This is a genomic window from Kocuria turfanensis, assembly GCF_001580365.1.
Classification (GTDB): domain Bacteria; phylum Actinomycetota; class Actinomycetes; order Actinomycetales; family Micrococcaceae; genus Kocuria; species Kocuria turfanensis.
The window spans coordinates 582987-608055 of sequence record NZ_CP014480.1 but is presented as its reverse complement, the minus strand read 5'-3'; the positions used below and the strand labels follow the sequence as shown (position 1 = coordinate 608055).

Here is a 25069-nt window from a genome sequence, read left to right as displayed (position 1 = left end):
CGACGCAGACAGAACGACGCCGACCGAACGGCGCCGACCGAACGGCGCGGACTGACCAGAGAGAGAACCTGTGGCTACCACCAACGACATCAAGAACGGCACCGTGCTCAAGCTCGAGGGCAACCTGTGGAACGTCATCGAGTTCCAGCACGTCAAGCCGGGCAAGGGCGGGGCGTTCGTGCGCACCAAGCTGCGCAACGTGACCTCCGGCAAGGTGGTCGACAAGACCTTCAACGCCGGCGCCAAGGTCGAGACGGCCACCGTGGACCGCAGCGAGTACCAGTACCTGTACCAGGACGGCGCCGACTACGTCTTCATGGACAACAAGACCTACGACCAGATCACCGTCCCCGGTGAGGTCGTGGGCGACGCCGCCAACTTCATGCTCGAGAACCTCAACGCGACGATCGCCATGTACGAGGGCGCCCCGCTGTACATCGAGCTGCCCGCGTCCGTGGTCCTGGAGATCACCTACACCGAGCCGGGCCTGCAGGGCGACCGCTCCACCGGCGGCACCAAGCCCGCCACCGTGGAGACCGGCTACCAGATCCAGGTGCCCCTGTTCCTCGAGCAGGGCACGAAGGTCAAGGTCGACACCCGCACGGGTGACTACCTGGGCCGCGTCAACGAGTGAGCGCCCGGGGCAAGGCGCGCCGCCGCGCCGTGGAGATCCTCTTCGAGGCCGAGCAGCGCGGGGAGAACGCCCGTGAGGTCATGGAGCGGCGCCGGCTGCACAGCGACGCGCTCGTCTCCCCGTACGCCGAGGAGCTGGTGCTCGGGGTGACCATGCGCCGCGGCGAGCTCGACGAGTACCTCGAGACCTACTCCCAGGGCTGGACGCTGGAGCGGATGCCCGCCGTGGACCGCAACGTCCTGCGCGTGGGGGCCTGGGAGCTGCTGTTCAACGACGACGTCCCCGACGGCGTCGCCGTGGCCGAGTCCGTGAGCCTGGCCAAGGACCTCGGCGGGGACGACTCCCCGCGCTTCGTCAACGGCCTGCTCGGCCGGCTGCAGAAGATGAAGCCGACGCTGCTCGGCTGAGGCCGGCCCCGCCGCCGGCCGGCACCCCGTCCCGCCCGGACCCCCGGGCGGGACGGGGTGTCCGTCGTCGCGGGCCCTGACCGGCCCGCCCCGGGCGCGCTACGATCCTGGCAGGACGAGCACGGGAGGCTGCCATGACGGCTCCGGCGCTCCGCCTGCGGAGCCTGTCGAAGCACTACGGTCCCGTGCCGGCCGTGCAGGGCGTCGACCTCGAGGTGCGGGCGGGGGAGATCTACGCGCTGCTGGGGCTCAACGGCGCCGGGAAGACCACGCTGATGCGGATGGTCCTGGGCATGGTCCGCCCCGGTGCCGGTTCGGTCACCGTCCTGGGCCGCGGGCCCCGCGAGCGCTCGGCCCGGGCGGGGGTGGGCTATCTGGTGGAGGCCGCCACCGCCTACCCGGAGCTGACCGTGCGCGAGAACCTGGAGGTCGCCCGGCGCCTGCACCGGGTGCGCGCCCCGCACGCGGTCGGGGACGCGGTGGAGCTCTTCGGCCTCGGCGAGCACGCCGACCGCCGCGCCCGCGAGCTCTCCCAGGGCAACCGGCAGCGACTGGCCCTGGCCCGGGCGGTGCTGCACCGGCCGTCCGTGCTGGTGCTCGACGAGCCGGTCAACGGCCTGGACCCGGCCGGCGTGGTGGAGGTCCGCACTCTCCTGACGGACCTGGCCCGCCGGCACGGGACCACGGTCCTGCTCTCCAGCCACCTGCTGGGCGAGGTCGCCCGCCTGGCCACCCGGGTCGGGGTGCTGCACCGGGGCCGGCTGCTGGAGGAGTTCCCCACCCGCTGCCTGCCCGAGCGGGTGCACCGTCACCTCGAGCTCACCACGCGCGACGACGACCGCGCCGTGGAGGTCCTGGCCGCCGCGGGCTTCCCCGCCCGCCGCCGGGCGGGAGTCGTGGTGCTCGCCGGGGACCGGGCGACGAGCCGGCCGGAGGACGTGGCGGCCGCGCTCGTGCACGCCGGGGTGGCCCTCACCGGGCTCACGGAGGTCCGGGAGGACCTCGAGAGCCACTTCCTGCGCTTGGTGCAGGCGCCCCCCGGGGCGCCCGGAGCCGGGGAGGGACCCCGTGCGCGGTGACCTGGCCGCGGCCCTGCACGCGGAGGCCCTCAAGCTGCGCCGCTCCCGGGTGCCCTGGGCCACCGCGGGGGCCACGGTCCTGGCCGGGCTGGTCGGCGCCTTCTTCATGTTCGTGCTCCAGGACCCGGACCGGGCCCGGACCCTGGGACTGCTCGGCGCCAAGGTTCAGCTCGCCGGCGGCACCGCCGACTGGCCCGGGTACTTCTCCCTGGCCGCCCAGACGGCCGCCGTGGGCGGGCTGCTGATCTTCGGCACCGCGGCCATCTGGCTCTTCGGCCGGGAGTTCTCCGACCGCACCGTCACCGACCTGCTGGCCGTGCCCACCTCCCGCACGGCCGTGGTGCTGGCCAAGCTGCTCCTGGGCCTCGTGTGGTGCGCGCTGCTCACGCTGCTCCTCGTCGCGCTCGTGCTGGGGCTGGGCGCGCTGCTCGGGCTGCCCGGCTGGTCCGCGGCGACGGCCGCCCGCGGCGCCGGGACGGTCCTGGGCGCCGGCCTGCTGACCGCCGGGCTGGCGGCCGGCTACGGTCTGGCCGCCAGCGTGGGACGCGGCTACCTGCCCGCCGTCGGCGTGCTGTTCCTGACCGTCCTGCTGGCCCAGGTGCTGGCGGCCGTCGGTCACGGCGGGTGGTTCCCGTGGGCGGTGCCGGCCCTGCTGGCCGGGGCGGCCGGGCCCGACCGGTCCGGGGTCGGCTGGGCCGGCCTCCTGGGCGTCGTGCTCGTGGCCCTCGGCTCGGCCGCCGCCACCGCGCTCTGGTGGGAGCGGGCCGACCACCGGTAGCACCGGGACGCGGGACGGGCCCCGGGGGGCGGCGCCGCCTGTGAGACTGCCCACGTCAGGGCCGGTGCGCGGAGGCCGGCGGCCCTCCGGCTCCGGCGCGCTGTGCTAGTTTGGGGCGAGCAAGCAACCTTTAAGTCCGTCCTGTGAGGCGGGGAAGGAGGCGGCACCCATGATCGACGACACCTCCGCGGACGGTCCCTCGACGGGACCCGCACCCGCGCGCGTCATCCTCTCGGCAGCCGACATCGACCGCGCGCTCACGCGCATCGCCCACGAGATCCTCGAGGCCAACAAGGGCAGCTCGGACCTCGTCCTGCTCGGCATCCCGCGCCGCGGCTATCCGCTGGCCCAGCGGATCGCCGCCAAGATCGCCGCGACCGACCCCGGCTTCGACGCCGCCGCGAGCCTCGGCCAGCTCGACGTGACGATGTTCCGCGACGACCTGCGCAAGAACCCCGCCCGCGCCCCGCAGCCCACCCGCATCCCGGTCCAGGGCATCGACGGGCGCACCGTGGTGCTCGTCGACGACGTGCTCTACTCCGGGCGCACCGTGCGCGCCGCCCTCGACGCCCTCGTCGACGTCGGCCGGCCCCGCGTGGTCCGCCTCGCCGTGCTGGTGGACCGCGGCCACCGGGAGCTGCCCATCCGCGCCGACCACGTGGGCAAGAACCTGCCCACCTCCTCCCAGGAGAAGGTCCGGGTCCGCCTCGCCGAGACCGACCCCGACCCGCGCCCGGCCGAGCACGCCGACTGCGTGGTCATCGAGACCCCCGTGCCGGCGGTCCGCGCATGAGGCACCTGCTGTCCACCCGGGACCTCTCCCACGCCGCCGCCCTGACCGTGCTCGACACCGCCGACCAGATGGCGGAGGTGGGCCACCGGTCGGTGAAGAAGCTGCCGGCGCTGCGCGGGCGCACCGTGGTCAACCTCTTCTTCGAGGACTCGACCCGCACCCGGATCTCCTTCGAGACGGCCGCCAAGCGGCTCTCCGCGGACGTCATCAACTTCTCCGCCAAGGGCTCCTCCGTCTCCAAGGGCGAGTCGCTGAAGGACACGGCCCAGACGCTGGCGGCGATGAGCGCCGACGCGGTGGTCATCCGGCACTCGGCCTCGGGCTCCCCGCAGCAGCTGGCCGCCTCGGACTGGATCGACGCCGCGGTGGTCAACGCCGGCGACGGCACGCACGAGCACCCCACCCAGGCCCTGCTCGACGCCATGACGCTGCGCCAGCACCGGGCCCGCACCGAGGGCCGGGAGAGCACCCGCGGGCTCGACCTCGAGGGCATGCACGTGGTGATCGTCGGTGACGTCCTGCACTCCCGCGTCGCCCGCTCCGACCTGTGGCTGTTCACCACCCTCGGCGCCCGGGTCACGTTCGTGGCCCCGCCCACGCTGCTGCCGGTGGGCATCACCGACTGGCCGTGCGAGGTCGTCTACTCCCTCGACCAGGCGCTGGACCCGGCCCCGGACGCGGTGATGATGCTGCGCGTGCAGCGCGAGCGGATGCACGCGGCCTTCTTCCCCACCGCCCAGGAGTACGCCCGCGAGTGGGGCCTGACCCCCGAGCGCGTCGCGGCCCTGGACGCCGCCGGGGCGCCCACGGCGATCATGCACCCGGGGCCGATGAACCGCGGCCTGGAGATCTCCTCCGCCGCGGCCGACTCCCCGCGCTCCACGGTCCTGGACCAGGTCCGCAACGGCGTCTCCGTGCGGATGTCGGTGCTCTACCTGCTGCTGGCCGGCGACGACCTCGACGCCCCCTCCACCCCCGCATCCCCAGGAGTTCTCATCCCATGACCTCGTACCTCATCCAGGGCGCCCGGCCGTACGGCGAGCAGCCGGCCGACCTCCTCGTCGAGGACGGCCTGATCCGGCGCGTGGGACCCGGCTCCGCCGCCCCGGAGGGCGTGCAGGTCGTCGACGGCACCGGGCTGGTGGCCCTGCCCGGGCTCGTGGACATCCACACCCACCTGCGCGAGCCCGGCCGCGAGGACGCCGAGACGGTGCAGACGGGCACCCGGGCCGCCGCGCTGGGGGGCTACACCGCCGTGTTCGCCATGGCCAACTCCGACCCCGTGGCCGACACCGCCGGGGTCGTCGAGCAGGTCCACGAACTGGGCCGGGCCGCCGGCTGGGTGGACGTCCGCCCGGTCGGGGCCGTGACCGTGGGCCTGCAGGGCGAGCGGCTGTCGGAGATCAAGGCGATGGCCGACTCCCGCGCCGCGGTGCGGGTCTTCTCCGACGACGGCATGTGCGTGCACGACCCGGTGCTGATGCGCCGGGCCCTGGAGTACGTCAAGGGCTTCGACGGCGTCGTGGCCCAGCACGCGCAGGAGCCGCGGCTCACGGAGGGCGCCCAGATGAACGAGGGCGCCGTCTCCGCCGAGCTGGGGCTGACCGGCTGGCCGGCGGTGGCCGAGGAGGCGATCATCGCCCGCGACGTGCTGCTCGCCGAGCACGTGGGCTCCCGGGTGCACATCTGCCACCTCTCCACCCGCGGCTCGGTGGACATCGTGCGCTGGGCCAAGCAGCGCGGCATCGACGTCACCGCCGAGGCCACTCCCCACCACCTGCTGCTCACCGACGAGCGGGTCCGCAGCTTCGACCCCGTCTTCAAGGTCAACCCGCCGCTGCGCACCGACGAGGACGTGCACGCGCTGCGGGCGGCCGTGGCCGACGGCACCATCGACGTCATCGGCACCGACCACGCCCCGCACCCGGCCGAGGACAAGGAGTGCGAGTGGTCGTGCGCGGCCAACGGGATGACCGGGCTGGAGACCGCCCTGTCCGTGGTGCAGCACACCCTCGTGGACACCGGCCTGCTGACCTGGCGCGACGTCGCCCGGATCACCTCCGCGACCCCGGCCCGGATCGGGCGCCTGTCCGGTCAGGGCCGGCCCCTCGCGGAGGGCGAGCCGGCGAACATCGTGCTGTGGGACCCGGCGGCGACCACCGTGGTCGATCCGGCCCGGCACGCCTCGAAGGGCCGCAACAGCCCCTACCGCGGGATGGAGCTGCCCGGCGCGGTGCGCGCCACCTTCTTCCGCGGCCATCCCACGGTCCTGGACGGCGCGCTGAACAGCCCCTCGCCGCGCGCCTGAGCCACCGCACCCCGCCCCGTCCACCCCTTCCACCGCCCGGAGGCCCCCGCCCCATGGACCAGCTCACCACCGTGCTCGGCACGCTGCTCCTGCTCGCCGTGCTCTTCGCCCTGATCCGCCGGGGCTGGGCCGGGCGCGTGCGACGCCAGTCCGGGATCCCGGCGCCGCCGGCCCCGCCGGCCGGCGCCGAGGAGCGCGAGCCGCGGCTGGCCGTGCCGGGCATGTACGTGGCCACCACCGAGACCGGCGCCCCGCTCGAGCGGATCGCCGCCCACGGGCTGGGCGTCCGCGCCCGGGCGCGGGCCCTCGTCCTGGACGAGGGCGTGCTCTTCGAGCGGCAGGGCGCGGCCCCGCTGTTCGTGCCGGCCGCCGACGTCGTGGCCGTGGGCACCTCCTCCGGCATGGTCGGGAAGTTCGTCGAGAAGGACGGACTGGCCGTGCTGACCTGGTCCCTGGGCGGCACCGTGGTGGACACCGGGTTCCGCACCCAGCGCGCCGAGGACAAGCGGCGCCTGCTCGCCGAGGTGGAGGCGATCGCCCCCGCAGCGCGCTCCTGACCTCCCCGCGGCTGCCCGCAGCCGCCCGCAACTTCCCGACCCGCAGACACGAACGTGAGGACGACCTTGAGCTCGATCACCACCGAACCCGCCGTGCTGGTGCTGGAGGACGGCCGCGTCTTCCGCGGCCGCGCCTACGGCGCCCTCGGCACCGCCCTCGGCGAGGCGGTCTTCTCCACCGGCATGACCGGCTACCAGGAGACCATCACCGACCCCTCCTACGCCGGCCAGCTGGTCGTGCAGACCGCCCCGCACATCGGCAACACCGGCGTCAACGCCGCCGACGCCGAGTCCCGCCGGATCTGGGTGTCCGGCTACGTGGTGCGCGACGCCGCCCGCCGCCCGTCCAACTGGCGCTCCGAGGGCTCCCTCGACGAGCAGCTGCGCGCCCAGGGCGTCGTCGGCATCCAGGACGTCGACACCCGGGCGGTCACCCGCCACCTGCGCGACCGCGGCGCGATGCGCGGCGGCATCTTCTCCGGGGACGCCGCCCTCCGGCCCGAGCCGGAGCTCGTGGCCGCGGTGGCCGCGGCCGAGCGGATGGAGGGCCGCAGGCTCGCCGAGACGGTCTCGGTGACCGAGGCCTACGTGGTGGAGCCCGCCGAGCACGGCTGGGAGGGGGAGGTCCGGCACGAGCTCGTGGCCGTGGACCTCGGCATCAAGTCCATGACCCCGCACCGGTTCGCCGAGCGCGGCGTGCGGGTGCACGTGGTGCCGGCGGACACGACCTTCGAGCAGATCCGGGCCCTGCGCCCGCGCGGAGTGTTCTTCTCCAACGGCCCCGGCGACCCGGCCACCGCCGAACGCCAGGTGGAGACCCTGCGCCAGGTGCTGCGCGCCGGGATCCCGTTCTTCGGCATCTGCTTCGGCAACCAGCTGCTGGGCCGGGCCCTGGGCTTCGGCACCTACAAGCTGGTCTTCGGCCACCGCGGGATCAACCAGCCGGTGCTCGACCGCCGGACCGGGCGCGTGGAGATCACCGCGCACAACCACGGCTTCGCCGTGGACGCCCCGCTCGAGGGCCCGGTCACGGCGCCGCTGGAGGAGTTCGGGCGCGTGGAGGTCAGCCACGTGTGCCTCAACGACGACGTGGTCGAGGGCCTCAACTGCCGCGACCTGCCGGCGTTCTCGGTGCAGTACCACCCCGAGGCCGCCGCCGGCCCGCACGACGCCTCCTACCTCTTCGGCCGGTTCATCGAGCTCATGGACAGCCACCGGGACGGCAGCGCCGACCCGACCATCGACAACGCCGTCCCCGGCGGCGCGCAGGGCGCGCGGCCGGACCGGGACGCCAGCACGGAAGGGCAGCACTGACATGCCGCGCAGGACAGATCTGAACAGCGTTCTGGTCATCGGCTCGGGGCCGATCGTCATCGGCCAGGCCGCGGAGTTCGACTACTCGGGCACGCAGGCGCTGCGGGTGCTCCGGGAGGAGGGGCTGCGGGTCATCCTCGTCAACTCCAACCCGGCGACGATCATGACCGACCCCGAGTTCGCCGACGCGACCTACGTGGAGCCCATCACCCCGGAGGTGGTCGAGAAGATCATCGCCAAGGAGCGCCCGGACGCGCTGCTGCCCACCCTGGGCGGGCAGACGGCGCTGAACACCGCGATCGCCCTCGACGCCAACGGCGTGCTCGAGAAGTACGGGGTCGAGCTGATCGGCGCCAACGTCGAGGCGATCAACCTCGGTGAGGACCGGGAGAAGTTCAAGGGCGTCGTGGAGCGCTGCGGCGCCGAGTCCGCCCGCTCGGTCATCGTGCACTCCATGGCCGAGGCCCTCGCCGCGGCCGACGAGCTCGGCTACCCCATGGTCGTGCGCCCGTCCTTCACCATGGGCGGGCTCGGCTCGGGCATGGCCTACGACGAGGAGGACCTGCACCGCATCGCCGGCGCCGGCATCCAGTACAGCCCGACCTCCGAGGTGCTCCTGGAGGAGTCCATCCTCGGCTGGAAGGAGTACGAGCTGGAGATGATGCGCGACAAGCACGACAACGTGGTGGTCGTGTGCTCCATCGAGAACTTCGACCCGGTGGGCGTGCACACCGGCGACTCCATCACCGTGGCCCCGGCCATGACGCTGACCGACCGCGAGTACCAGAACCTGCGCGACATCGCGATCGCCGTGATCCGCGAGGTCGGGGTGGACACCGGCGGGTGCAACATCCAGTTCGCGATCGAGCCGGACACCGGCCGCGTGGTGGTCATCGAGATGAACCCGCGGGTCTCCCGCTCCTCCGCCCTGGCCTCCAAGGCCACCGGTTTCCCGATCGCCAAGATCGCCACGAAGCTGTCGCTGGGCTACACCCTGGACGAGATCCCCAACGACATCACCCGCAAGACCCCGGCCTCCTTCGAGCCGACGCTGGACTACGTCGTCGTGAAGGTCCCGCGCTTCGCGTTCGAGAAGTTCCCCGCGGCGGACCCCACGCTGACGACCACCATGAAGTCGGTGGGGGAGGCCATGGCGATCGGGCGCAACTTCACCGAGGCCCTGCAGAAGGCCATGCGCTCCCTGGAGCAGAAGGGCTCCTCCTTCTCCTTCGTGCGCCCCGAGCTCGACGCCGCCGCCCTGGACCGCCTGGTCGAGGCCACCCGCACCCCGACCACGGAGCGGATCCGGCAGGTCCAGCAGGCCCTGCTGGCCGGGGCGTCCGCGGAGCGGCTCTACGAGGCCACCGGCATCGACCCGTGGTTCCTCGACCAGCTGGTGCTGCTCAACGAGGTCGCCGCCGCGGTGGTCGAGGACGGCGACCTGAGCGAGCGCACCCTGCGCCTGGCCAAGCGGCACGGCTTCTCCGACCGGCAGATCGGCGAGCTGGCCCACCTGGACGAGGCCGTGGTCCGCGGGGTGCGCCACGCCCTGGGCATCCGCCCGGTGTTCAAGACCGTGGACACCTGCGCGGCGGAGTTCGAGGCCTTCACCCCGTACCACTACTCCTCCTACGACGAGGAGTCGGAGGTCGGCCGGCACGAGCAGCCCTCCATCATGATCCTCGGCTCGGGCCCGAACCGGATCGGGCAGGGCATCGAGTTCGACTACTCCTGCGTGCACGCCTCGATGGCCCTGCGCGCCGCCGGCCACGAGACGGTGATGGTCAACTGCAACCCGGAGACCGTCTCCACCGACTACGACGTCTCCACCCGGCTGTACTTCGAGCCGCTCACCTTCGAGGACGTCATGGAGGTCGTGGAGACCGAGCGGCGCACCGGCGGACTGCTCGGGGTGTTCGTGCAGCTGGGCGGGCAGACCCCGCTCAAGCTGGCCGCCCAGCTCAAGGCCGCGGGCGTGCCGATCCTGGGCACCACCCCGGAGGCCATCGACCTGGCCGAGGACCGCGGCGAGTTCGCCCGGGTGCTCGGGGAGGCCGGGCTGCGCCAGCCCAAGAACGGCACCGCCTCGACCTTCGAGGACGCCAAGCGGATCGCCGACGAGATCGGCTACCCGGTGCTCGTGCGCCCCTCCTACGTGCTCGGCGGGCGCGGCATGGAGATCGTCTACGACGAGCCGGCCCTGGCCCGGTACCTGCAGAACGCCACGGAGGTCTCCTCCTCCCGGCCGGCGCTGATCGACAAGTTCCTCGAGGACGCGATCGAGATCGACGTGGACGCCCTCTACGACGGCGAGGAGCTCTACGTCGGCGGCGTCATGGAGCACATCGAGGAGGCCGGGATCCACTCCGGGGACTCCGCGTGCACCCTGCCCTCGATCACGCTGGGCCCGGACGTCGTCGCGCGGGTGCGCGAGGCCACCCTGGCGATCGCCCGGGGCGTGGGCGTGCGCGGGCTCATCAACATCCAGTTCGCCGTGGCCTCCGACGTCCTCTACGTCATCGAGGCCAACCCGCGCGCCTCCCGCACGGTCCCGTTCGTCTCCAAGGCCACGGGCGTGCAGCTGGCCAAGGCCGCCGCCCTGATCGGCACCGGCACGACCATCGCCGAGCTGCGCGCCCACGGGCACCTGCCGGAGCGGCTGGACGGGTCCACCCTGCCGGCCTCGGCCCCGGTGGCCGTGAAGGAGGCCGTGCTGCCCTTCGCCCGGTTCCGCACCGCCGAGGGCGCCGTGGTGGACTCCCTGCTCGGTCCGGAGATGCGCTCCACCGGCGAGGTCATGGGCCTGGACAAGTACTTCGACACGGCCTTCGCCAAGGCCCAGGCCGCGGCCAACGTGTCCCTGCCGACGTCGGGGCGGATGTTCGTCTCCGTGGCGAACAAGGACAAGCGCTCCTCGATCGCCTACGTCCGGATGTTCCGCGACCTCGGCTTCGAGATCCTGGCCACCAGCGGCACGGCGCAGGTGCTGCGGCGCAACGGCATCGAGTCCACCGTGGTCCGCAAGATCAGCGAGACGGCCCCCGGGGAGCGGACCATCGTGGACCTCATCGGCGACGGGGAGATCGACCTGATCTTCAACACCCCCGCCGGCGGCGCCGCGCGCGGGGACGGCTACGAGATCCGGGCGGCGGCCACGAGCGTGGGCGTGCCGCTGATGACGACCGTCTCCGTGCTCGGGGCCGCCCTCCAGGCGGTCACCGCGCTGCGGGCCTACACCTGGGACGTGACCAGCCTGCAGGAGCACGAGCAGCGGCTGCACGCCCTCACCGCCCCGGCCGAGCCCGAGGTCGTCGGTGCCTGAGCACCCGGGCGCGCAGCTCCCGGCACCCGGCCGCGCCCCCTTCGGGGCGCGGCTGGCCCGGGCGATGGACGCCCACGGCCCGCTGTGCGTGGGCATCGACCCGCACCCGGGGCTGCTCGAGGCGTGGGGGCTGCCCCGCACCGCGGAGGGGCTGCGCCGCTTCTCCCTGACGGTGCTCGAGGCCGCCGCCGGCCGGGCCGCGGCCGTGAAGCCGCAGGTGGCCCTCTACGAGTCCTACGGGGCCGCGGGCTTCGCCGTGCTCGAGGAGCTGCTCGGCCGGGCCCGCGCCGCGGGGCTGCTCACGGTGGCCGACGCCAAGCGCGGGGACATCGGCTCCACGATGGAGGCCTACGCCGCCGCGTGGCTGGAGGAGGGGTCCCCGCTCGCGGCGGACGCCGTGACCCTGAGCCCCTACCTCGGCTTCGAGTCGCTGCGCCCGGCCCTGGACCTGGCCGCGCGCACGGGCCGCGGCACGTTCGTGCTCGCGCTCACCTCCAACCCGGAGGGGCGCTCCGTGCAGCACGTCGGGGGCGCCGGGTCGGTGGCCCGGGCCGTGTGCTCGGCGGCCGCGGCGGAGAACGCCCGGGTGCTCGCCGGCGCGGGCGGTGCCGAGCCCCCTGCCGGCACCGCCGCCGCGCCCCGCACCGGCCTGGGCCCGTGCGGGCTGGTGGTCGGCGCCACGGTCGGCGACGCCCTGGCGCAGCTGGGCATCGACCTGGCCGGGGTCCGCGGGCCGTTGCTGGCTCCCGGCTACGGGGCCCAGGGCGCCCGCGCCGAGGACCTCCCGGCCGTGTTCGGTGCCGCTGCCGGGCAGGTGCTGGCCACCTCGAGCCGGGCGATCCTGCGCCGCGGCCCGTCCGTGCCCGCCCTGCGGGAGGCCATCGAGCGCTCCGCGGGGGAGCTGGCGGCGGCCCTGGGCTGAGCGGCAGCGGTCCCTCCGGCTCCCGGCGGACTCCCGACGGGGGCCGGAGGCGACGACACCCCTGGTCACGCCCCGGTCGTGTCGCCTTGCGGTGGATTGTTAATCATGTAGTTTCTTTAGCAAACGGGCTGGCCGTCCTGCTGCGGGACGGAGGCTGCAGTCCGTGGCGACGAGGAGGAACCACATGGCACTGCGTCCGCTGACCGACGACGAGCGAGCCGCCGCGCGGGAGAAGGCCACCCGGGCACGGACGGCGCGCGCCGACGTGAAGAAGGGGCTGCGCGAACGCCGGATGACGGTGGCCCAGATCCTCGAGCGCGCCGACCAGGAGGAGGCCGTGAGCCGGCTGAAGGTCTCCGACCTGCTCGAGTCCACCCCGGGGATCGGGAAGGTCCGCTCGGCCGCCATCATGGAGGAGATCGGCATCGCCCGCACGCGGCGGCTGCGCGGGCTCGGCGTGCACCAGCGCAAGGCCCTCATCGAGTACCTCGACCGCTGAGCCCGCCCGGCGGGCGCCGGGGGAGCGGGCGCCGGGGGACGGGCTCGATCCGGTAGATTGGGGTGTTCCCCACCCCGTTCCCAGGAGGTTGCCCGTGACTCCCGACGCGCCCCGCCCCGCGCGCCCGTCCCTGACCGTGCTCGCCGGACCCACGGCCGTGGGCAAGGGCACGGTCTCGACCTACGTCCGGGACCACTATCCGCAGGTGTGGCTGTCCGTGTCGGCGACCACCCGCGCCCCGCGCCCGGGAGAGGTCGACGGGGTGCACTACTTCTTCGTCTCCGACGAGCAGTTCGACGCCCTGGCCCGGGACGGGCAGCTGCTGGAGTGGGCGGTGGTGCACAACTCCCACCGCTACGGCACGCTGCGCTCCACCGTGGAGCAGGCGCTGGCGGGCGGGCGCTGCGTGCTGCTGGAGATCGACCTGCAGGGGGCGCGCCAGATCCGCAGCACCATGCCGGAGGCCAACTTCGTCTTCCTGGCCCCGCCCAGCTGGGACGAGATGGTCGCCCGGCTGGTCGGCCGGGGCACCGAGACGCCCGAGGAACAGCGGGTCCGGCTCGAAACCGCTAAACTGGAGCTCGCGGCAGAGCCGGAGTTCGACCACACCGTCGTCAACGACAGCGTCGAGCGGGCCGCCGCCGAACTCGTGCAGCTCATGGGGGCCGACCCCGAGCAGGCATCCTGATACCCGTCCACCGCGTTTGGAGCAACAGCTTGTCTACCCACACCGAAGGCATCATCAACCCGCCGATCGACGCCCTGCTGAAGAAGTCCGACTCCAAGTACGGACTCGTGATCTTCGGCGCCCGGCGTGCCCGGCAGATCAATGCCTACTACTCGCAGCTGCACGAGGGGCTGTTCGAGTACGTCGGTCCGCTCGTCGACACGCAGCTCAACGAGAAGCCGCTGTCCATCTCCTTCCGCGAGATCGACGCGGGCCTGATCGAGGGCCGCCCGGTCGAGCACGCCGGCTTCGCCGAGAACGGCCAGCTCACCACCGAGGCGGACCTCGCCGCCGACGTCTTCGGCGCCGACTTCTTCGCCCAGGGCACGGAGGAGGACTTCTCCACCGGCACGGCGTTCTCCGACGACGCGACCGTGGACTTCTCCGCGGGCGAGTCCAGCACCCCGCTCGAGCCGCTGGGCGACCTGCCCGGCAGCGGCGAGGACAACCCGGTCAACGGCGCCGGTGACGCCGCCGACGCCGCCCCGGAGGAGCCGGGGCGGGAGCCCGGGGACCTCCAGGACCTGTGAGCCGCCCCCGGCCCGTCCGGCGGGGCGGCACGGCGTGAAGGTCGTCCTCGGCATCGGCGGGGGCATCGCCGCCTACAAGGCCGCGCTGCTGCTGCGGCTGTTCACCGAGGGCGGCCACACGGTCGTGCCCGTGCCCACCGAGTCCGCCCTGCGCTTCGTGGGCGCCCCCACCTGGGAGGCCCTGTCCGGCCAGCGCGTCAGCACGGGGGTGTTCGAGCGGGTGGACGAGGTCAACCACGTCCACCAGGGGCAGAGCGCCGACCTCGTCGTCGTCGCCCCCGCGACCGCCGACCTGCTCGCGCGCGCGGCGCACGGTCTGGCCGACGACCTGCTGACCACCACGCTGCTGGCCACCCGCGCCCCGGTGCTCTTCGCCCCGGCCATGCACACCGAGATGTGGCTGCACCCGGCCGTCCAGGCCAACGTGGCCGCCCTGCGCGGGCACGGGCACACCGTCCTGGAGCCCGCCGTGGGCCGGCTGACCGGCCGCGACTCCGGGCCCGGCCGGCTGCCCGAGCCGGAGGACATCCACGCCGCCGCGCTGCGCCTGGCCCGGCGCGGGCAGACGCCCGAGGGGCCCCTGGCGGGCGCCCGGGTGCTGGTCAGCGCCGGCGGCACCCGGGAGCCGCTGGACCCGGTCCGCTTCCTCGGCAACCGCTCCTCCGGCAAGCAGGGCGTGGCGATCGCCGCCGCCGCCCGCGACGCCGGGGCGGAGGTCACCCTGGTGGCCGCCCACCTCGAGACCCCGGTCCCGGCCGGGGTGGAGGTCGTCCACGCCGGCACCGCCGAGCAGCTGCGCCGGGCGTGCGTGCGGGCGGCCGCGCGGGCCGACGTGGTCGTGATGGCCGCCGCGGTGGCCGACTACCGCCCGGCCCGGGTGGCCGACGCGAAGCTGAAGAAGGCCGAGGACGGCACCGACCCGGTGCTCCAGCTGGTGCGCAACCCCGACGTCCTGCGCGAGCTCGTGGACCTGCGCAACACCGCCCGGCGCCGCCAGCTGCTCGTGGGCTTCGCCGCCGAGACCGGCGACGCCGAGGCCGACCCGCTGACGTTCGGGCGGCGGAAGCTCGCACGCAAGGGCTGCGACCTGCTGGCCGTCAACCACGTGGGCGAGAACCTGGTCTTCGGCCAGGACACCACCTCCCTCACTGTGCTCAGCGCCGCCGGGGGCCCGGAGCAGGTGCTCGAGGGGCCCAAGGAGGAGGTCGCCCGCGGTCTCGTGCAGCGGATCGCGCAGGAGCTGGCCGGCGTCCGCGGCTGAACCGCCCCCGGCCCGCCCGGCCGCGCCCCGGTGCGGCCGGGCCCGGGCGGGCGCGCTGTGCCGTCCGGGGCGGACGGTAGTGTGGTCTCCCGTGAGCGAGACGACCCAGCACCTGAGACTGTTCACCTCCGAGTCCGTCACGGAGGGCCACCCCGACAAGATCTGCGACCAGATCAGCGACTCGATCCTCGACGACCTGCTGCGCCAGGACCCCGAGTCCTCCGTGGCGGTCGAGACGATGGTGACCACCGGGCTGGTCCACGTGGCCGGGGAGGTGAAGACCCGGGGCTACGTCGAGATCCCCAACGTGGTGCGCAAGACGCTGCTGGACATCGGCTACAACTCCTCGGTGCACGGCTTCGACGGGGAGTTCTGCGGGGTGTCCATCAGCGTGGGCGAGCAGTCCCCGGAGATCTACGAGGGCGTCTTCCAGTCCCTCGAGGTCCGTGAGGGCACCGCCCGCGACGCCCGGGACGCCCAGGGCGCCGGGGACCAGGGCATCATGTTCGGCTACGCCTCCGACGAGACCGAGGTGCTGATGCCGGCGCCGATCTTCATCGCCCACCGCCTCTCCGAGCAGCTCACCCGGGTCCGCAAGACCGCGGTGCTGCCGGGCCTGCGCCCCGACGGCAAGACCCAGGTCACCCTCGGCTACGACGGCCACCGCCCGGTCGCCGTGGACACCGTGGTGGTCTCCGCCCAGCACGTGGAGGGCTACGACCTCGACCAGCTGGCCTCGGACCTGCGCCAGTGCGTCATCGGGCCCGTGCTCGAGGAGACCGGCCTGGACCTGTCCGCCACCAAGCTGATCATCAACCCGGCCGGCAACTTCGTGCGCGGCGGTCCGGTGGGCGACGCCGGGCTGACCGGGCGCAAGATCATCGTGGACACCTACGGGGGCATGGCCCGCCACGGCGGCGGGGCCTTCTCCGGCAAGGACCCCTCGAAGGTCGACCGCTCCGCGGCCTACGCGATGCGCTGGGTCGCCAAGAACGTCGTGGCCGCCGGTCTCGCCGACCGCGTGGAGGTGCAGGTCGCCTACGCGATCGGGCGCGCCGCCCCGGTGGGGCTCTACGTGGAGACCTTCGGCACCGCGCACGTGGACCCGCTGCGGATCGAGCGGGCCGTGGACGAGGTCTTCGACCTGCGCCCGCTGGCGATCATCGAGGACCTCGACCTCAAGCGCCCGATCTACGCGCGCACCGCCGCGCACGGGCACTTCGGCCGGACCGAGCCCGAGTTCACCTGGGAGCGCACCGACCGCGTCGCGGACCTGCGGTCGGCCGCCGGGCTCTGAGCATGACCCGGGAGGACGCCGAGGCCGCCGCGGAGGCCCCGCGGCAGCTGTCGCTCCTCTCGGGCTTCCCGCCGCGCCCGCCGCGGCCGGACACCAAGGGCGTGGGCGCGGCGCTGCTGGCCGACCCCGACCCCGTGGCCCGGGTGCTGCTGGACACCCACGTCCCCCACCTGGACCGGCCCTTCGACTACGCCGTGCCCGCCGAACTGGCGGCCACGGCGGTGCCCGGAGCCCGGGTGAAGGTCGGCTTCGCGGGCCAGGAGCTGACCGGCTACGTGCTCGAGCGGGCCGCCGACTCGGAGGTGATGGCCCGGATCCAGCCCCTGCGCCGGGTGCTGTCCCCGCTGCCCGTGCTGACCCCCGAGATCGCCCTGCTCGCCGAGGACATCGCCGCGCGCGCGGCCGGCACCACCGCCGACGTCGTGCGGCTGGCGGTCCCGCCGCGGGTCGCCCGGGTGGAGAAGGAGGTCGAGCAGCGCCTGGCGGAGGCGCCGGGGCACTCGACCGGTCTGTCCCCGCACGCGCCCGGGCCCTCGCACGACGCCGCCCTGGCCGACTACGCGGGCGGGCCGGAGTTCCTGGCCGAGCTCGGCGCCGGGGGCGCCCCGCGCGCCGTCGTGGAGGTGCTGCCCGCCCATCCCGCCCACGACTGGACGGACGTGCTGGCGGCCGCCATCGGCGCCGCCTGGCGGGCCGGCCGCGGGGCGGTCGCGGTCGTGGCCGACCAGAAGGCGCTGGCCCGGCTGGAGCGCTCGGTGGTGGACGAGATCGGGGCCGAGCACCTGGTGCGCCTGCACGCCGAGGACGGGCCCACCCCGCGCTACCGGGCGTTCCTCGCCGCCGCCACGGGCCAGGTCCGGGTGGTCCTGGGCACCCGGTCGGCCGCCTACGCGCCCGTGGACGACCTCGGGCTCGTGGCCTGCTTCGACGACGGCGACGAGAACCTCGTGGAGCAGCGCGCCCCCTACCAGCACGTGCGCGACGTGCTGCTGCTGCGGGCCGGGCGCAGCGGCTGCGCGGCCCTGTTCGCCGGGCACGCCGTCAGCCCCGAGGCCCAGCGGCTCGTGGCCTCCGGCTGGGCCCGGCGGCTGGCCCCGGCACGGGAGGTGCTGCGGGTGCACATGCCGCGGATCGTCTCGACCGCCGACTCCTTCCACGCCGCCCGGGACCCGCTGGCCTCCCGCGCCCGGCTGCCCGAGACGGCCTACCGGGCGGCCCGGGAGGGCCTGGAGCGGGGCCCGGTCCTGGTGCAGGTGGCCCGCGCCGGCTACGCCCCGCACCTGGCCTGCGAGCGCTGCCGGGAGCCGGCCCGCTGCACCGCCTGCGACGGCCCGCTCGGGGTGGTGTCCCGGCGCGGGGTGCCCCGCTGCGGGTGGTGCGGGCGCTCGGCGCACTCCTGGGCCTGCGCCGCGTGCGGGTCCCGGCGGATGCGCCTGGTCACCGTCGGGGCGCTGCGCACGGCCGAGGAGCTGGGGCGGGCCTTCCCCCAGGTGCCCGTCGTCGCCTCCTCCGGGGAGGCGGTGCGCGCGGAGGTGCCCGGCAGCCCGGCCCTGGTGGTGGCCACCCCGGGGGCCGAGCCGGTGGCGGAGGGCGGCTACGCGGCGGCGCTGCTGCTGGACGGCAACCAGATGCTCATGCGCCCGGCCCTGCGCGCGGCCGAGCAGACGCTGCGCCGGTGGTTCAACGCCGCGGCGCTGGTGCGCCGGGCCCGGGACGGCGGGGTCGTGGTGGTCACCGCCGAGCACGAGAGCGCCGTGGGGGCGTTCGTGCGCTGGGACCCGGCCGGCCACGCCGAACGCGAGCTGGTGGAGCGCCAGTCCCTGGGGCTGCCCCCGGCGGTGCGCTCGGCGGCGCTGACCGGGCCGGCGGCGGCGGTCGCGGCGTTCCTGGCCGACCTCGAGCTGCCGGCCGCGGTGCGGGTGATCGGGCCCACCCCGCTGGAGGACCACGTGGCGGGCCCGGACGGGGAGCCGGCCCCGCACCGGGCGCTGCTGTTCTTCGGCTACGGCGTGGCCGGGGAGGTGACCCGGCGGCTGCGGGCGACCCGGGCCCAGGCCTCCGCGCTGCGCAAGCACCCGCCGGTGCACGTGCGCTGCGACGTCACCGACCTGCTCTAGCGCTGTCCTGCTCTAGCGCTGTCCTGCTCCGGCGCCGGCCTGCTTCGCGCTGACCTGTTCTCGCTCGGACCTGTTCCGGTGCCGGTCCGCTCCGGCGCGCGTCGTTCCGGCGCGGGTCCGGCCGGGTCCGGTCACAGCGCGCGCTTCTCGAACAGTGCGGCGGTGCCGATGCCGCCGGCGGAGCTGATCATCGCCAGCAGCAGGCTGCCCTCCGGCAGGTCCCGGGCCCGCGCGAGCAGGCGGACCACGGACACCGCTCCGGAGGCCCCGTAGGCGTGCCCGAGGGCCAGGGCGCCGCCGTCGGCGTTGAGCACCTCCTCGTCCACCCCGAGCAGGTCGGTGCAGGCCAGCACCTGTCCGGCGAAGGCCTCGTTGAACTCCACCGCGGCCAGCCGGTCGGCGGCCACGCCCTGGGCGCGCAGCAGCTCCTGGGCGGCCACGGCCGCGCCCAGCCCCAGCCGGGCCGGGTCCACGCCCACGGTCGCCGCGCCGCGGAAGGCGAGCCCGGTGCGCAGGCCCAGCTCCCGTGCCGCGGCCGGGAGGGCGACCAGGACGGCGGCCGCCCCGTCCGCGTCGGCGCAGGAGTTGCCGGCCGTCACGGTCCCGCCGCGGGCGAAGGCGGCGGGGAAGCGGGCCAGCAGGGCCGCGTCCAGCCGCGGCCGCGGGCCGTTGTCGGCGCCCACGGTCCCGTGCGGACCGGCCACCGCGACCAGCTCGTCGTCGAACCTACCCTCGCCCGCGGCGGCCAGCGCCCGCCGGTGGCTGCGCAGGGCGTAGGCGTCCTGCCGGTCCCGGCCGATCCCGTGCTCCCCGGCGACCGTCTCCGCGGCCGGTCCCATGTCAGGGTCGCCCAGGTGCTCGGGGGCGAAGCGGGCCCGGCGGAAGAACTCCACGCCGCCGTCCGCCCGCCGGTGTCCGCGCAGCGGCGCGGTGCTGATGCTCTCCGCACCGCCGGCCAGGAAGGCTGCTCCGGCGCCCGCCCGCGCGAGCCGGCAGGCCAGCACCACGGCGTCCAGGCCCGAGCCGCACTGCCGGTCCACGGTCAGCCCCGGCACGGACAGCGGCAGACCGGCCTCGAGGGCGGCAAGCCGGGCGAGGTTGCCGCCGGCGCCCACGGCGTTGCCGACCACCACGTCGCAGATCTGCCCGGGGTCCGCACCGGAGTCCTCCACGAGGCGGCGCAGCACCGGGGCCAGGAGCCGGTGCACGGGCACGTCGGCGAGCAGGGTCCCGGCGCGGGCCAGGGGCGTGCGCCGACCCAGCAGCAGCAGGGGAGCGGCCGCCCCGACGGCGGGCTCAGCCCAGCGGCCGGACACGGCGGTCTCCGTCCAGGACCCAGTCCCGCAGCAGCCGGCGGCTGAGCTTGCCGTGGCCGGTGAGGGGCAGCTCGCCGAGCTCGACGTATTGCCGGGGGCGCTGGGGCGGGCCCAGCCGCGCCGCCGCGGCCTCCCGCAGCCGGGCCGGGCGCACCCCGCCGGGGCCGGGGACGATGCCGGCCAGCACCCGCTGCCCGTGGGAGGCGTCCGGCACCCCGGTCACCACCGCGTCGGCCACTCCGGGCACCGCGGCCAGGACGGCCTCGACCTCCTGCGGGTAGACGTTGTGCCCGCCGGTGACGACCATGTCCGAGAGCCGCCCCAGCACGTGCAGCTGCCCGCCGCGCAGGGCGCCCTGGTCCCGCACCGTGGCCATGCCGCCGAGCTCGCCGAGGGCCCGGCCGTCGTCGCCCCACAGGTAGCCGTCGCAGACCAGCTCGGAGCGCACGCACACGGTGCCGGGCACCCCCTCCGGCACGGGGTGGCCGGCGTCGTCGAGGACGGCCAGCGCCACCCCGGGAAAGGCCGCGCCCACCCCGGTGCCGGCCGGCGCGGCGGGCTCCCCGGGGCGGCGCCGGCGGGCGGCCACGAAGCCGAGCTCGGCGGCGCCGTAGTACTCCCAGACGGTCGCCCCGGGGGCCCAGCGGCGCACCGCCTCCAGCGTGCGCGCGTCCAGGGCCTGCCCGGCGCTGAGGACCGCGCTGAGCCCGCCGGCGTCGGCGCCGGCGGTGACGCCGCGCTCCGCGAGGACCCGCAGCACGGCGGGCACGCCGACCAGGCGGGTGACGCCCCGGCCGGTGATCTCCGCGTGGGCGGCGGCGACGTCCAGGCGCGGCAGGGTGTGGAAGGCGGCCCCGGCCCAGAGGCACTCGGAGAGCGTGTAGAGGTTCAGGCTCGCCGACAGCGGCCCCGGGGCCAGCACGCGGTCCCCGGGACGCAGGCCGAAGCATCCGGTGGAGACCTCGAAGGAGCGCTGCCAGGAGCGGCGGCTGCGGCTGAAGGCCTTGGGCACGGCGGTGGTGCCCGAGGTCAGGCCGATCAGAAAGGCGGAGCCCGGGTCCCCGTCGCGCAGCCGCGCCGGGGCGGGGGCCGCGGGCAGCCGGGCCGCCAGGCGCCGACGCACCTCCTCGGCGCGCTGCTGCGGCTCGAGGGGGTCCAGCACGGCGCACACCCGCTCCTCGGCCACCCCGGCCGCCCACCGGACGGCGAAGTCCACGCCGTTGCCCTGCCGCAGGAGGCCCGTGGGTTCGCCCGAGGCGGCCAGCGCCGCGGCCCGGGCGCGCAGCCGCGCCCAGCTCAGCTGCTCGGGGCCGCACACCACGGCGGGCTCGTCCGGGCGCTGCCCGGCCCAGTGCGAGACACGGTCCAGGAACGGCATCCCCTCATCCTAGGGCCCGGCCCGTCACGGTCCCGGAGGTCTTGGCCTGCGCCCGCCGGTGTGGTGGGGTGGGACCGAGCGGCAGCGCCGCCGCCGTCGTCCGGGGAGGTCACCGTGGGAGAAGAGGTCCGGTCCCGCAGCTACACGCGCGAGGAGCGCCAGCGCTACCGGGAGAAGGTGCGGCAGGACCTCGACGTGTTCGAGCTCATGCTGCACCGCAGCTCCTTCGAGTTCGACCGGCCCATGACGGGCCTGGAGATCGAGCTGAACCTCGTCGACGAGCACTTCGAGCCGTCCTTCCACAACGCCGAGGTCCTCGCCGCCATCGCCGACCCCGGCTACCAGACCGAGCTCGCCCGCTACAACATCGAGCTCAACGTCCCCCCGCGCCCGCTGCCCGGACGGGCCGCGCTCGAGCTCGAGGAGGAGCTGCGCGCCTCGCTCAACGCCGCCGACGCCCGCGCCCGGGAGACCGGCTCGCGGATCATGGCCATCGGAATCCTCCCGACGATCCGGCCCGAGCACTACCAGCGGGAGTGGATCAGCGCCAACAACCGCTACAGCGCGCTCAACGACTCGATCTTCGTGGCCCGCGGCGAGGACATCCGCCTGGACCTCCAGGGACCGGACGGGGAGCGGGTCGACGCCTACTGCGACTCGATCGCCCCCGAGTCGGCGTGCACCAGCGTCCAGCTGCACCTGCAGGTCGCCCCCACGGGCTTCGCCGCCCACTGGAACGCCGCCCAGGCGCTGTCCGCCGTGCAGGTCGCGCTCGCCGCGAACAGCCCCTACTTCTTCGGCCGGCGCCTGCACGCGGAGACCCGGATCGCGCTGTTCCAGCAGGCCACCGACACCCGGCCGATCGAGCTGAAGAACCAGGGGGTGCGGCCGCGGGTGTTCTTCGGCGAGCGCTGGATCACCTCGATCTTCGACCTGTTCGAGGAGAACGTCCGCTACTTCCCGGCGCTGCTGGCCGACTGCTCCGACGAGGACCCGGCCGCCGAGCTGGCGGCGGGACGGGCCCCGCGCCTGGCCGAGCTGCGGCTGCACAACGGGACGATCTACCGGTGGAACCGCCCGATCTACGACGTCGTCGGCGGCGTGCCGCACCTGCGGGTGGAGAACCGGGTGCTACCGGCGGGACCGACGATCGTCGACGTGCTGGCCAACGCCGCGTTCTACTACGGCGCGGTGCGCGTCCTGGCCCGGCAGGAGCGCCCGGTGTGGACGCGGATGAGCTTCGCCGCCTGCGCGGAGAACTTCGCCCGGGCGGCGCGGGACGGGATCGACGCCCGCCTGTACTGGCCCGGCTTCGGCGAGCTGTGCGTCGACGAGCTCGTGCTGCGCCACCTGCTGCCCCTGGCGCACCAGGGCCTGGAGGAGTGGGGCGTGGCCCCGGAGGTCCGGGAGCGCTACCTCGGCATCGTCGAGGCCCGGTGCGTGGCCGGGGTCAACGGGGCGACCTGGCAGACGCAGGCGGTCCAGCGCCTCGAGGCGCAGGGCGCCGACCGGCCCACCGCGCTGCGCGCCATGCTCGCCCGCTACGCCCGGCACATGGCCGACAACGACCCCGTGCACACCTGGCCGCTGCCCTGAACCCGGCCGCCGAGGAGGACCCGGCCGGGGCGGGCCCTCCTCACCGGCGGGTCGAGCGCCGCTCGTGCACGCCCCGGGCCACGGCCAGCAGCTCCCGCGCGGAGTCCGCCCAGGACCAGGACCGGGCCCGCTGAAGCCCGGCCAGCACCTGCGCCCGGGCCCGGGCGGGGTCCTCCAGCGCCCGGACCGCCGCGGCGAAGCCGGCGTCGTCGTCGGGCGCGGCGTAGGCGGCGGCCTCCCCGGCGACCTCCCGGAAGATCGGCAGGTCGCTGCACACCACCGGCGTCCCGGCCGCCATCGCCTCGACCACGGGCAGCCCGTAGCCCTCGGCCCGCGACGCCGTCAGCAGCGCCGCCGCCTGCCCCAGCAGGGCCGCGTACTCGGCCTCGTCCACCCCGTCGTGGAACACCACGCGCGCCCCGTCCGGCACCAGGGCCTCCAGCTGCGCCCGCCGGGCGGGGGCAATGCGCGAGAGCAGGTGCAGCTCGTGCCCGGGCAGCCGCCCCGCCGCGCGCACCAGGGTCTCCACGTTCTTGTAGGGCAGGAACGACCCCATGTAGAGCAGCAGCCGGCCCCGCCGCGGCAGCCGCGCCAGGGCCTGCTCCGGGGCCAGCACCGCCCCGGGCGGGGCGGCGTTGGGCACCACGTGCACCGGACGCCGGGTGAGCTGGTGGGCGGACATGAGCTCCCGGGTGGTCCGCGAGACGGTGACCACGGCGTCGGCGCGGTCCAGCAGCACCCGCTGCGGCCACCACGCCCGGTGGTAGGCCCGCCAGCCCGCGCGCACCGCCGCGGGGAGGTCCCCCGGCGGGGTGGGGTGGTCGTAGTAGATGAGATCGTGCAGGGTCAGGATCAGCCCGTGCCGCCGTCCCGCCGAGCCCATGGTCTGCATCGGCGAGAACACCACGTCCGGCGCGTACCGGTTGAGCACCAGCGCGGTGGCGGCCTCCGCCGCCGAGACCGGGGAGGGCCCCCGCACGTGCGGGACCTCCGGCAGCATGTCCAGCTGCCGCGGATCGCTCACCAGCATCGCCAGCTGCAGGTCCGCCGTGCTCCCCGCCAGCCCGGCCATCGCCTCGATCAGCCCGGCCCCGTAGCGGCTGATCCCGTCGTGCCGCCCGATCCGCGTGTAGCGGGCGTCCATCAGCAGCCTCACCGGCGCCGCCCCCGCCGCACGATCCGCTGCAGCCCCGTGAACGGCGCGGTGAACGGCCCGGTGTCCGGGCCCGCCAGGTCGGCCGCCGGCAGCTGCTCGTGCAGCTCCACCGGCTCCGGGGCCGGGGAGGTCAGGAACTCGTGGACCAGCTCCGCCGTGCGCGCCGGCGCCTCGTAGTGGATCAGATGACCCACCCCCTCCAGCACCTCCAGCCGGTGCCGCGGCACCCACGAGGCCATCCGCCGCTGCGCCGCCACGGACCCCAGCGGGTCCTCCGCCCCCACCACCAGCAGGGTCGGCATCGCCAGCTGCATCGCCACCTCCGCCACCGTGTGCGAGACCGACGTCTCGTAGGCCTCCAGCAGCACGTCCCGGTCGGCGAACGCCGAGAAGTAGGCCCGGTGCTGGTGGCGCACGTAGCCGCGCACCCGCGGATCCCGCGACGTGGTCATCACCGCCGTCATCGCATCCGTCACCCACCAGCTCGACAGCAGCCGCCGCCCCAGCCGCCGCGGCAGCACCCGGCCCAGCCGGTAGTAGCCCACCGTCAGCCGGCTCAGCAGCGCCTGCCCGCCCTCCAGCGCCGGCTCACAGATCGGGTTGACCAGCACCAGCCGCTCCACCATCCCCGGGTGCGCCGCGGCGAAGTGGGCGGCCACCACCGACCCGAACGAGTGCCCCAGCACCACGATGCCGCGCCGGTCCCCGCCGTCGCGCACCGCCCCGCCGGTGAGCTCCTCCACGAAACGGCGCAGGAAGTCCACGTACCCGGCCACGTCGTGGCGCCGGTCCGGGAAACGCTCCGAACGTCCGAACCCCGGCAGGTCCGGCACCACCACGTGGTACCGCGAGCGCAGCCGGTCGGCCAGCAGCTGCAGCCCGTGGTGGTCCCCCCGGAACCCGTGCACCATCACCAGCAGCGGCTTGGGCGTCCGGTCGACGTCGTAGAACCAGTAGCGCACCTTGTACCCGTCCAGCACCACGCTGCGCCGCTCCGCGTACGGGTTCTCCACCGCACTGCCCGGCACCCCCTCGCCCGGCCCCGCCTCCCGCGCGCCGGTCCCTGCCGCCATGATGT

The 25069-nt window shown here is 75.1% G+C and carries 22 protein-coding genes; 18 read left to right on the top strand and 4 right to left on the bottom strand.

The genetic code is table 11. The features are described 5' to 3' along the window. Window positions 1-70: 70 nt before the first annotated feature. The 17 genes from efp (at window position 71) to AYX06_RS02700 (ending at window position 18545) form a co-directional block, all read left to right on the top strand. Entirely contained in the window at window positions 71-634 is a 564-nt protein-coding gene (gene efp / locus AYX06_RS02780; RefSeq protein ID WP_062734255.1) for an elongation factor P, read from the top strand. Beyond that, on the top strand, window positions 631-1041 hold the full coding sequence (nusB, locus tag AYX06_RS02775) for a transcription antitermination factor NusB (protein WP_062734253.1): 411 nt from the start codon (window positions 631-633) through the stop codon (window positions 1039-1041). The genes efp and nusB overlap by 4 nt, the downstream gene beginning before the upstream one ends. Window positions 1042-1175: 134 nt before the next feature. Continuing rightward, window positions 1176-2120 (top strand): ABC transporter ATP-binding protein, encoded by a 945-nt coding sequence (locus tag AYX06_RS02770; RefSeq protein ID WP_062734250.1) that lies wholly within the window; start codon window positions 1176-1178, stop codon window positions 2118-2120. Beyond that, window positions 2110-2898 carry an ABC transporter permease gene (locus tag AYX06_RS02765; RefSeq protein WP_198161414.1) on the top strand — a complete coding sequence of 263 codons (789 nt, stop codon included), beginning with the start codon at window positions 2110-2112 and terminating at the stop codon, window positions 2896-2898. Before AYX06_RS02770 ends, AYX06_RS02765 begins: the two co-directional genes overlap by 11 nt. A gap of 169 nt (window positions 2899-3067) precedes the next feature. Next, window positions 3068-3691 (top strand): bifunctional pyr operon transcriptional regulator/uracil phosphoribosyltransferase PyrR, encoded by a 624-nt coding sequence (gene pyrR, locus AYX06_RS02760; protein ID WP_062734248.1) that lies wholly within the window; start codon window positions 3068-3070, stop codon window positions 3689-3691. Continuing rightward, the gene (locus tag AYX06_RS02755; protein ID WP_062734246.1) at window positions 3688-4695 is read left to right on the top strand and encodes an aspartate carbamoyltransferase catalytic subunit; all 1008 of its coding nucleotides are present in this window, start codon (window positions 3688-3690) and stop codon (window positions 4693-4695) included. The genes pyrR and AYX06_RS02755 overlap by 4 nt, the downstream gene beginning before the upstream one ends. Next, on the top strand, window positions 4692-5999 hold the full coding sequence (locus AYX06_RS02750; protein WP_062734243.1) for a dihydroorotase: 1308 nt from the start codon (window positions 4692-4694) through the stop codon (window positions 5997-5999). The genes AYX06_RS02755 and AYX06_RS02750 overlap by 4 nt, the downstream gene beginning before the upstream one ends. Window positions 6000-6052: 53 nt before the next feature. Beyond that, complete coding sequence (locus AYX06_RS02745; protein WP_062734240.1) at window positions 6053-6556, top strand: PH-like domain-containing protein; 504 nt, start codon at window positions 6053-6055, stop codon at window positions 6554-6556. A gap of 66 nt (window positions 6557-6622) precedes the next feature. After that, window positions 6623-7870, top strand: a complete 1248-nt coding sequence (gene carA / locus AYX06_RS02740) for a glutamine-hydrolyzing carbamoyl-phosphate synthase small subunit (protein ID WP_062734238.1) — start codon at window positions 6623-6625, stop codon at window positions 7868-7870. 1 nt (window position 7871) lies between these two features. Further along, on the top strand, window positions 7872-11192 hold the full coding sequence (gene carB / locus AYX06_RS02735) for a carbamoyl-phosphate synthase large subunit (protein ID WP_062734235.1): 3321 nt from the start codon (window positions 7872-7874) through the stop codon (window positions 11190-11192). Beyond that, window positions 11185-12114 (top strand): orotidine-5'-phosphate decarboxylase, encoded by a 930-nt coding sequence (pyrF, locus tag AYX06_RS02730; protein ID WP_062734233.1) that lies wholly within the window; start codon window positions 11185-11187, stop codon window positions 12112-12114. Before carB ends, pyrF begins: the two co-directional genes overlap by 8 nt. Window positions 12115-12298: 184 nt before the next feature. Next, on the top strand, window positions 12299-12613 hold the full coding sequence (gene mihF / locus AYX06_RS02725; RefSeq protein ID WP_062734231.1) for an integration host factor, actinobacterial type: 315 nt from the start codon (window positions 12299-12301) through the stop codon (window positions 12611-12613). Window positions 12614-12707: 94 nt separating this feature from the next. Further along, entirely contained in the window at window positions 12708-13301 is a 594-nt protein-coding gene (gene gmk, locus AYX06_RS02720) for a guanylate kinase (protein WP_062734229.1), read from the top strand. A 29-nt stretch (window positions 13302-13330) separates the two neighbouring features. Then, on the top strand, window positions 13331-13870 hold the full coding sequence (gene rpoZ, locus AYX06_RS19120; RefSeq protein WP_084271411.1) for a DNA-directed RNA polymerase subunit omega: 540 nt from the start codon (window positions 13331-13333) through the stop codon (window positions 13868-13870). A gap of 34 nt (window positions 13871-13904) precedes the next feature. Continuing rightward, entirely contained in the window at window positions 13905-15131 is a 1227-nt protein-coding gene (coaBC, locus tag AYX06_RS02710) for a bifunctional phosphopantothenoylcysteine decarboxylase/phosphopantothenate--cysteine ligase CoaBC (RefSeq protein ID WP_062734227.1), read from the top strand. A gap of 91 nt (window positions 15132-15222) precedes the next feature. Beyond that, window positions 15223-16428 (top strand): methionine adenosyltransferase, encoded by a 1206-nt coding sequence (metK, locus tag AYX06_RS02705; RefSeq protein WP_062734225.1) that lies wholly within the window; start codon window positions 15223-15225, stop codon window positions 16426-16428. Between the two features lie 2 nt (window positions 16429-16430). Further along, a complete protein-coding gene (locus AYX06_RS02700; protein WP_062734222.1) occupies window positions 16431-18545 on the top strand; it encodes a primosomal protein N' in 2115 nt (704 codons plus the stop codon). Between the two features lie 131 nt (window positions 18546-18676). On the opposite strand, the gene AYX06_RS02695 is transcribed toward AYX06_RS02700, so the two are convergent. After that, window positions 18677-19861, bottom strand: a complete 1185-nt coding sequence (locus AYX06_RS02695; protein WP_232319377.1) for a thiolase family protein — start codon at window positions 19859-19861, stop codon at window positions 18677-18679. Further along, window positions 19842-21239, bottom strand: coding sequence for a class I adenylate-forming enzyme family protein (locus AYX06_RS02690; RefSeq protein WP_062734220.1), 1398 nt, complete (start codon window positions 21237-21239; stop codon window positions 19842-19844). Before AYX06_RS02690 ends, AYX06_RS02695 begins: the two co-directional genes overlap by 20 nt. Before the next feature lie 114 nt (window positions 21240-21353). On the opposite strand from AYX06_RS02690, the gene AYX06_RS02685 reads away from it, so the two are divergent. Next, window positions 21354-22835, top strand: coding sequence for a glutamate-cysteine ligase family protein (locus tag AYX06_RS02685; RefSeq protein WP_062734217.1), 1482 nt, complete (start codon window positions 21354-21356; stop codon window positions 22833-22835). Window positions 22836-22875: 40 nt separating this feature from the next. Here the strand turns inward: AYX06_RS02685 and AYX06_RS02680 are convergent, their stop codons facing one another. Then, the gene (locus tag AYX06_RS02680; protein WP_062734215.1) at window positions 22876-23991 is read right to left on the bottom strand and encodes a glycosyltransferase; all 1116 of its coding nucleotides are present in this window, start codon (window positions 23989-23991) and stop codon (window positions 22876-22878) included. Then, complete coding sequence (locus tag AYX06_RS02675) at window positions 23988-25064, bottom strand: alpha/beta fold hydrolase (protein WP_062734213.1); 1077 nt, start codon at window positions 25062-25064, stop codon at window positions 23988-23990. The genes AYX06_RS02680 and AYX06_RS02675 overlap by 4 nt, the downstream gene beginning before the upstream one ends. Window positions 25065-25069: the final 5 nt, after the last annotated feature.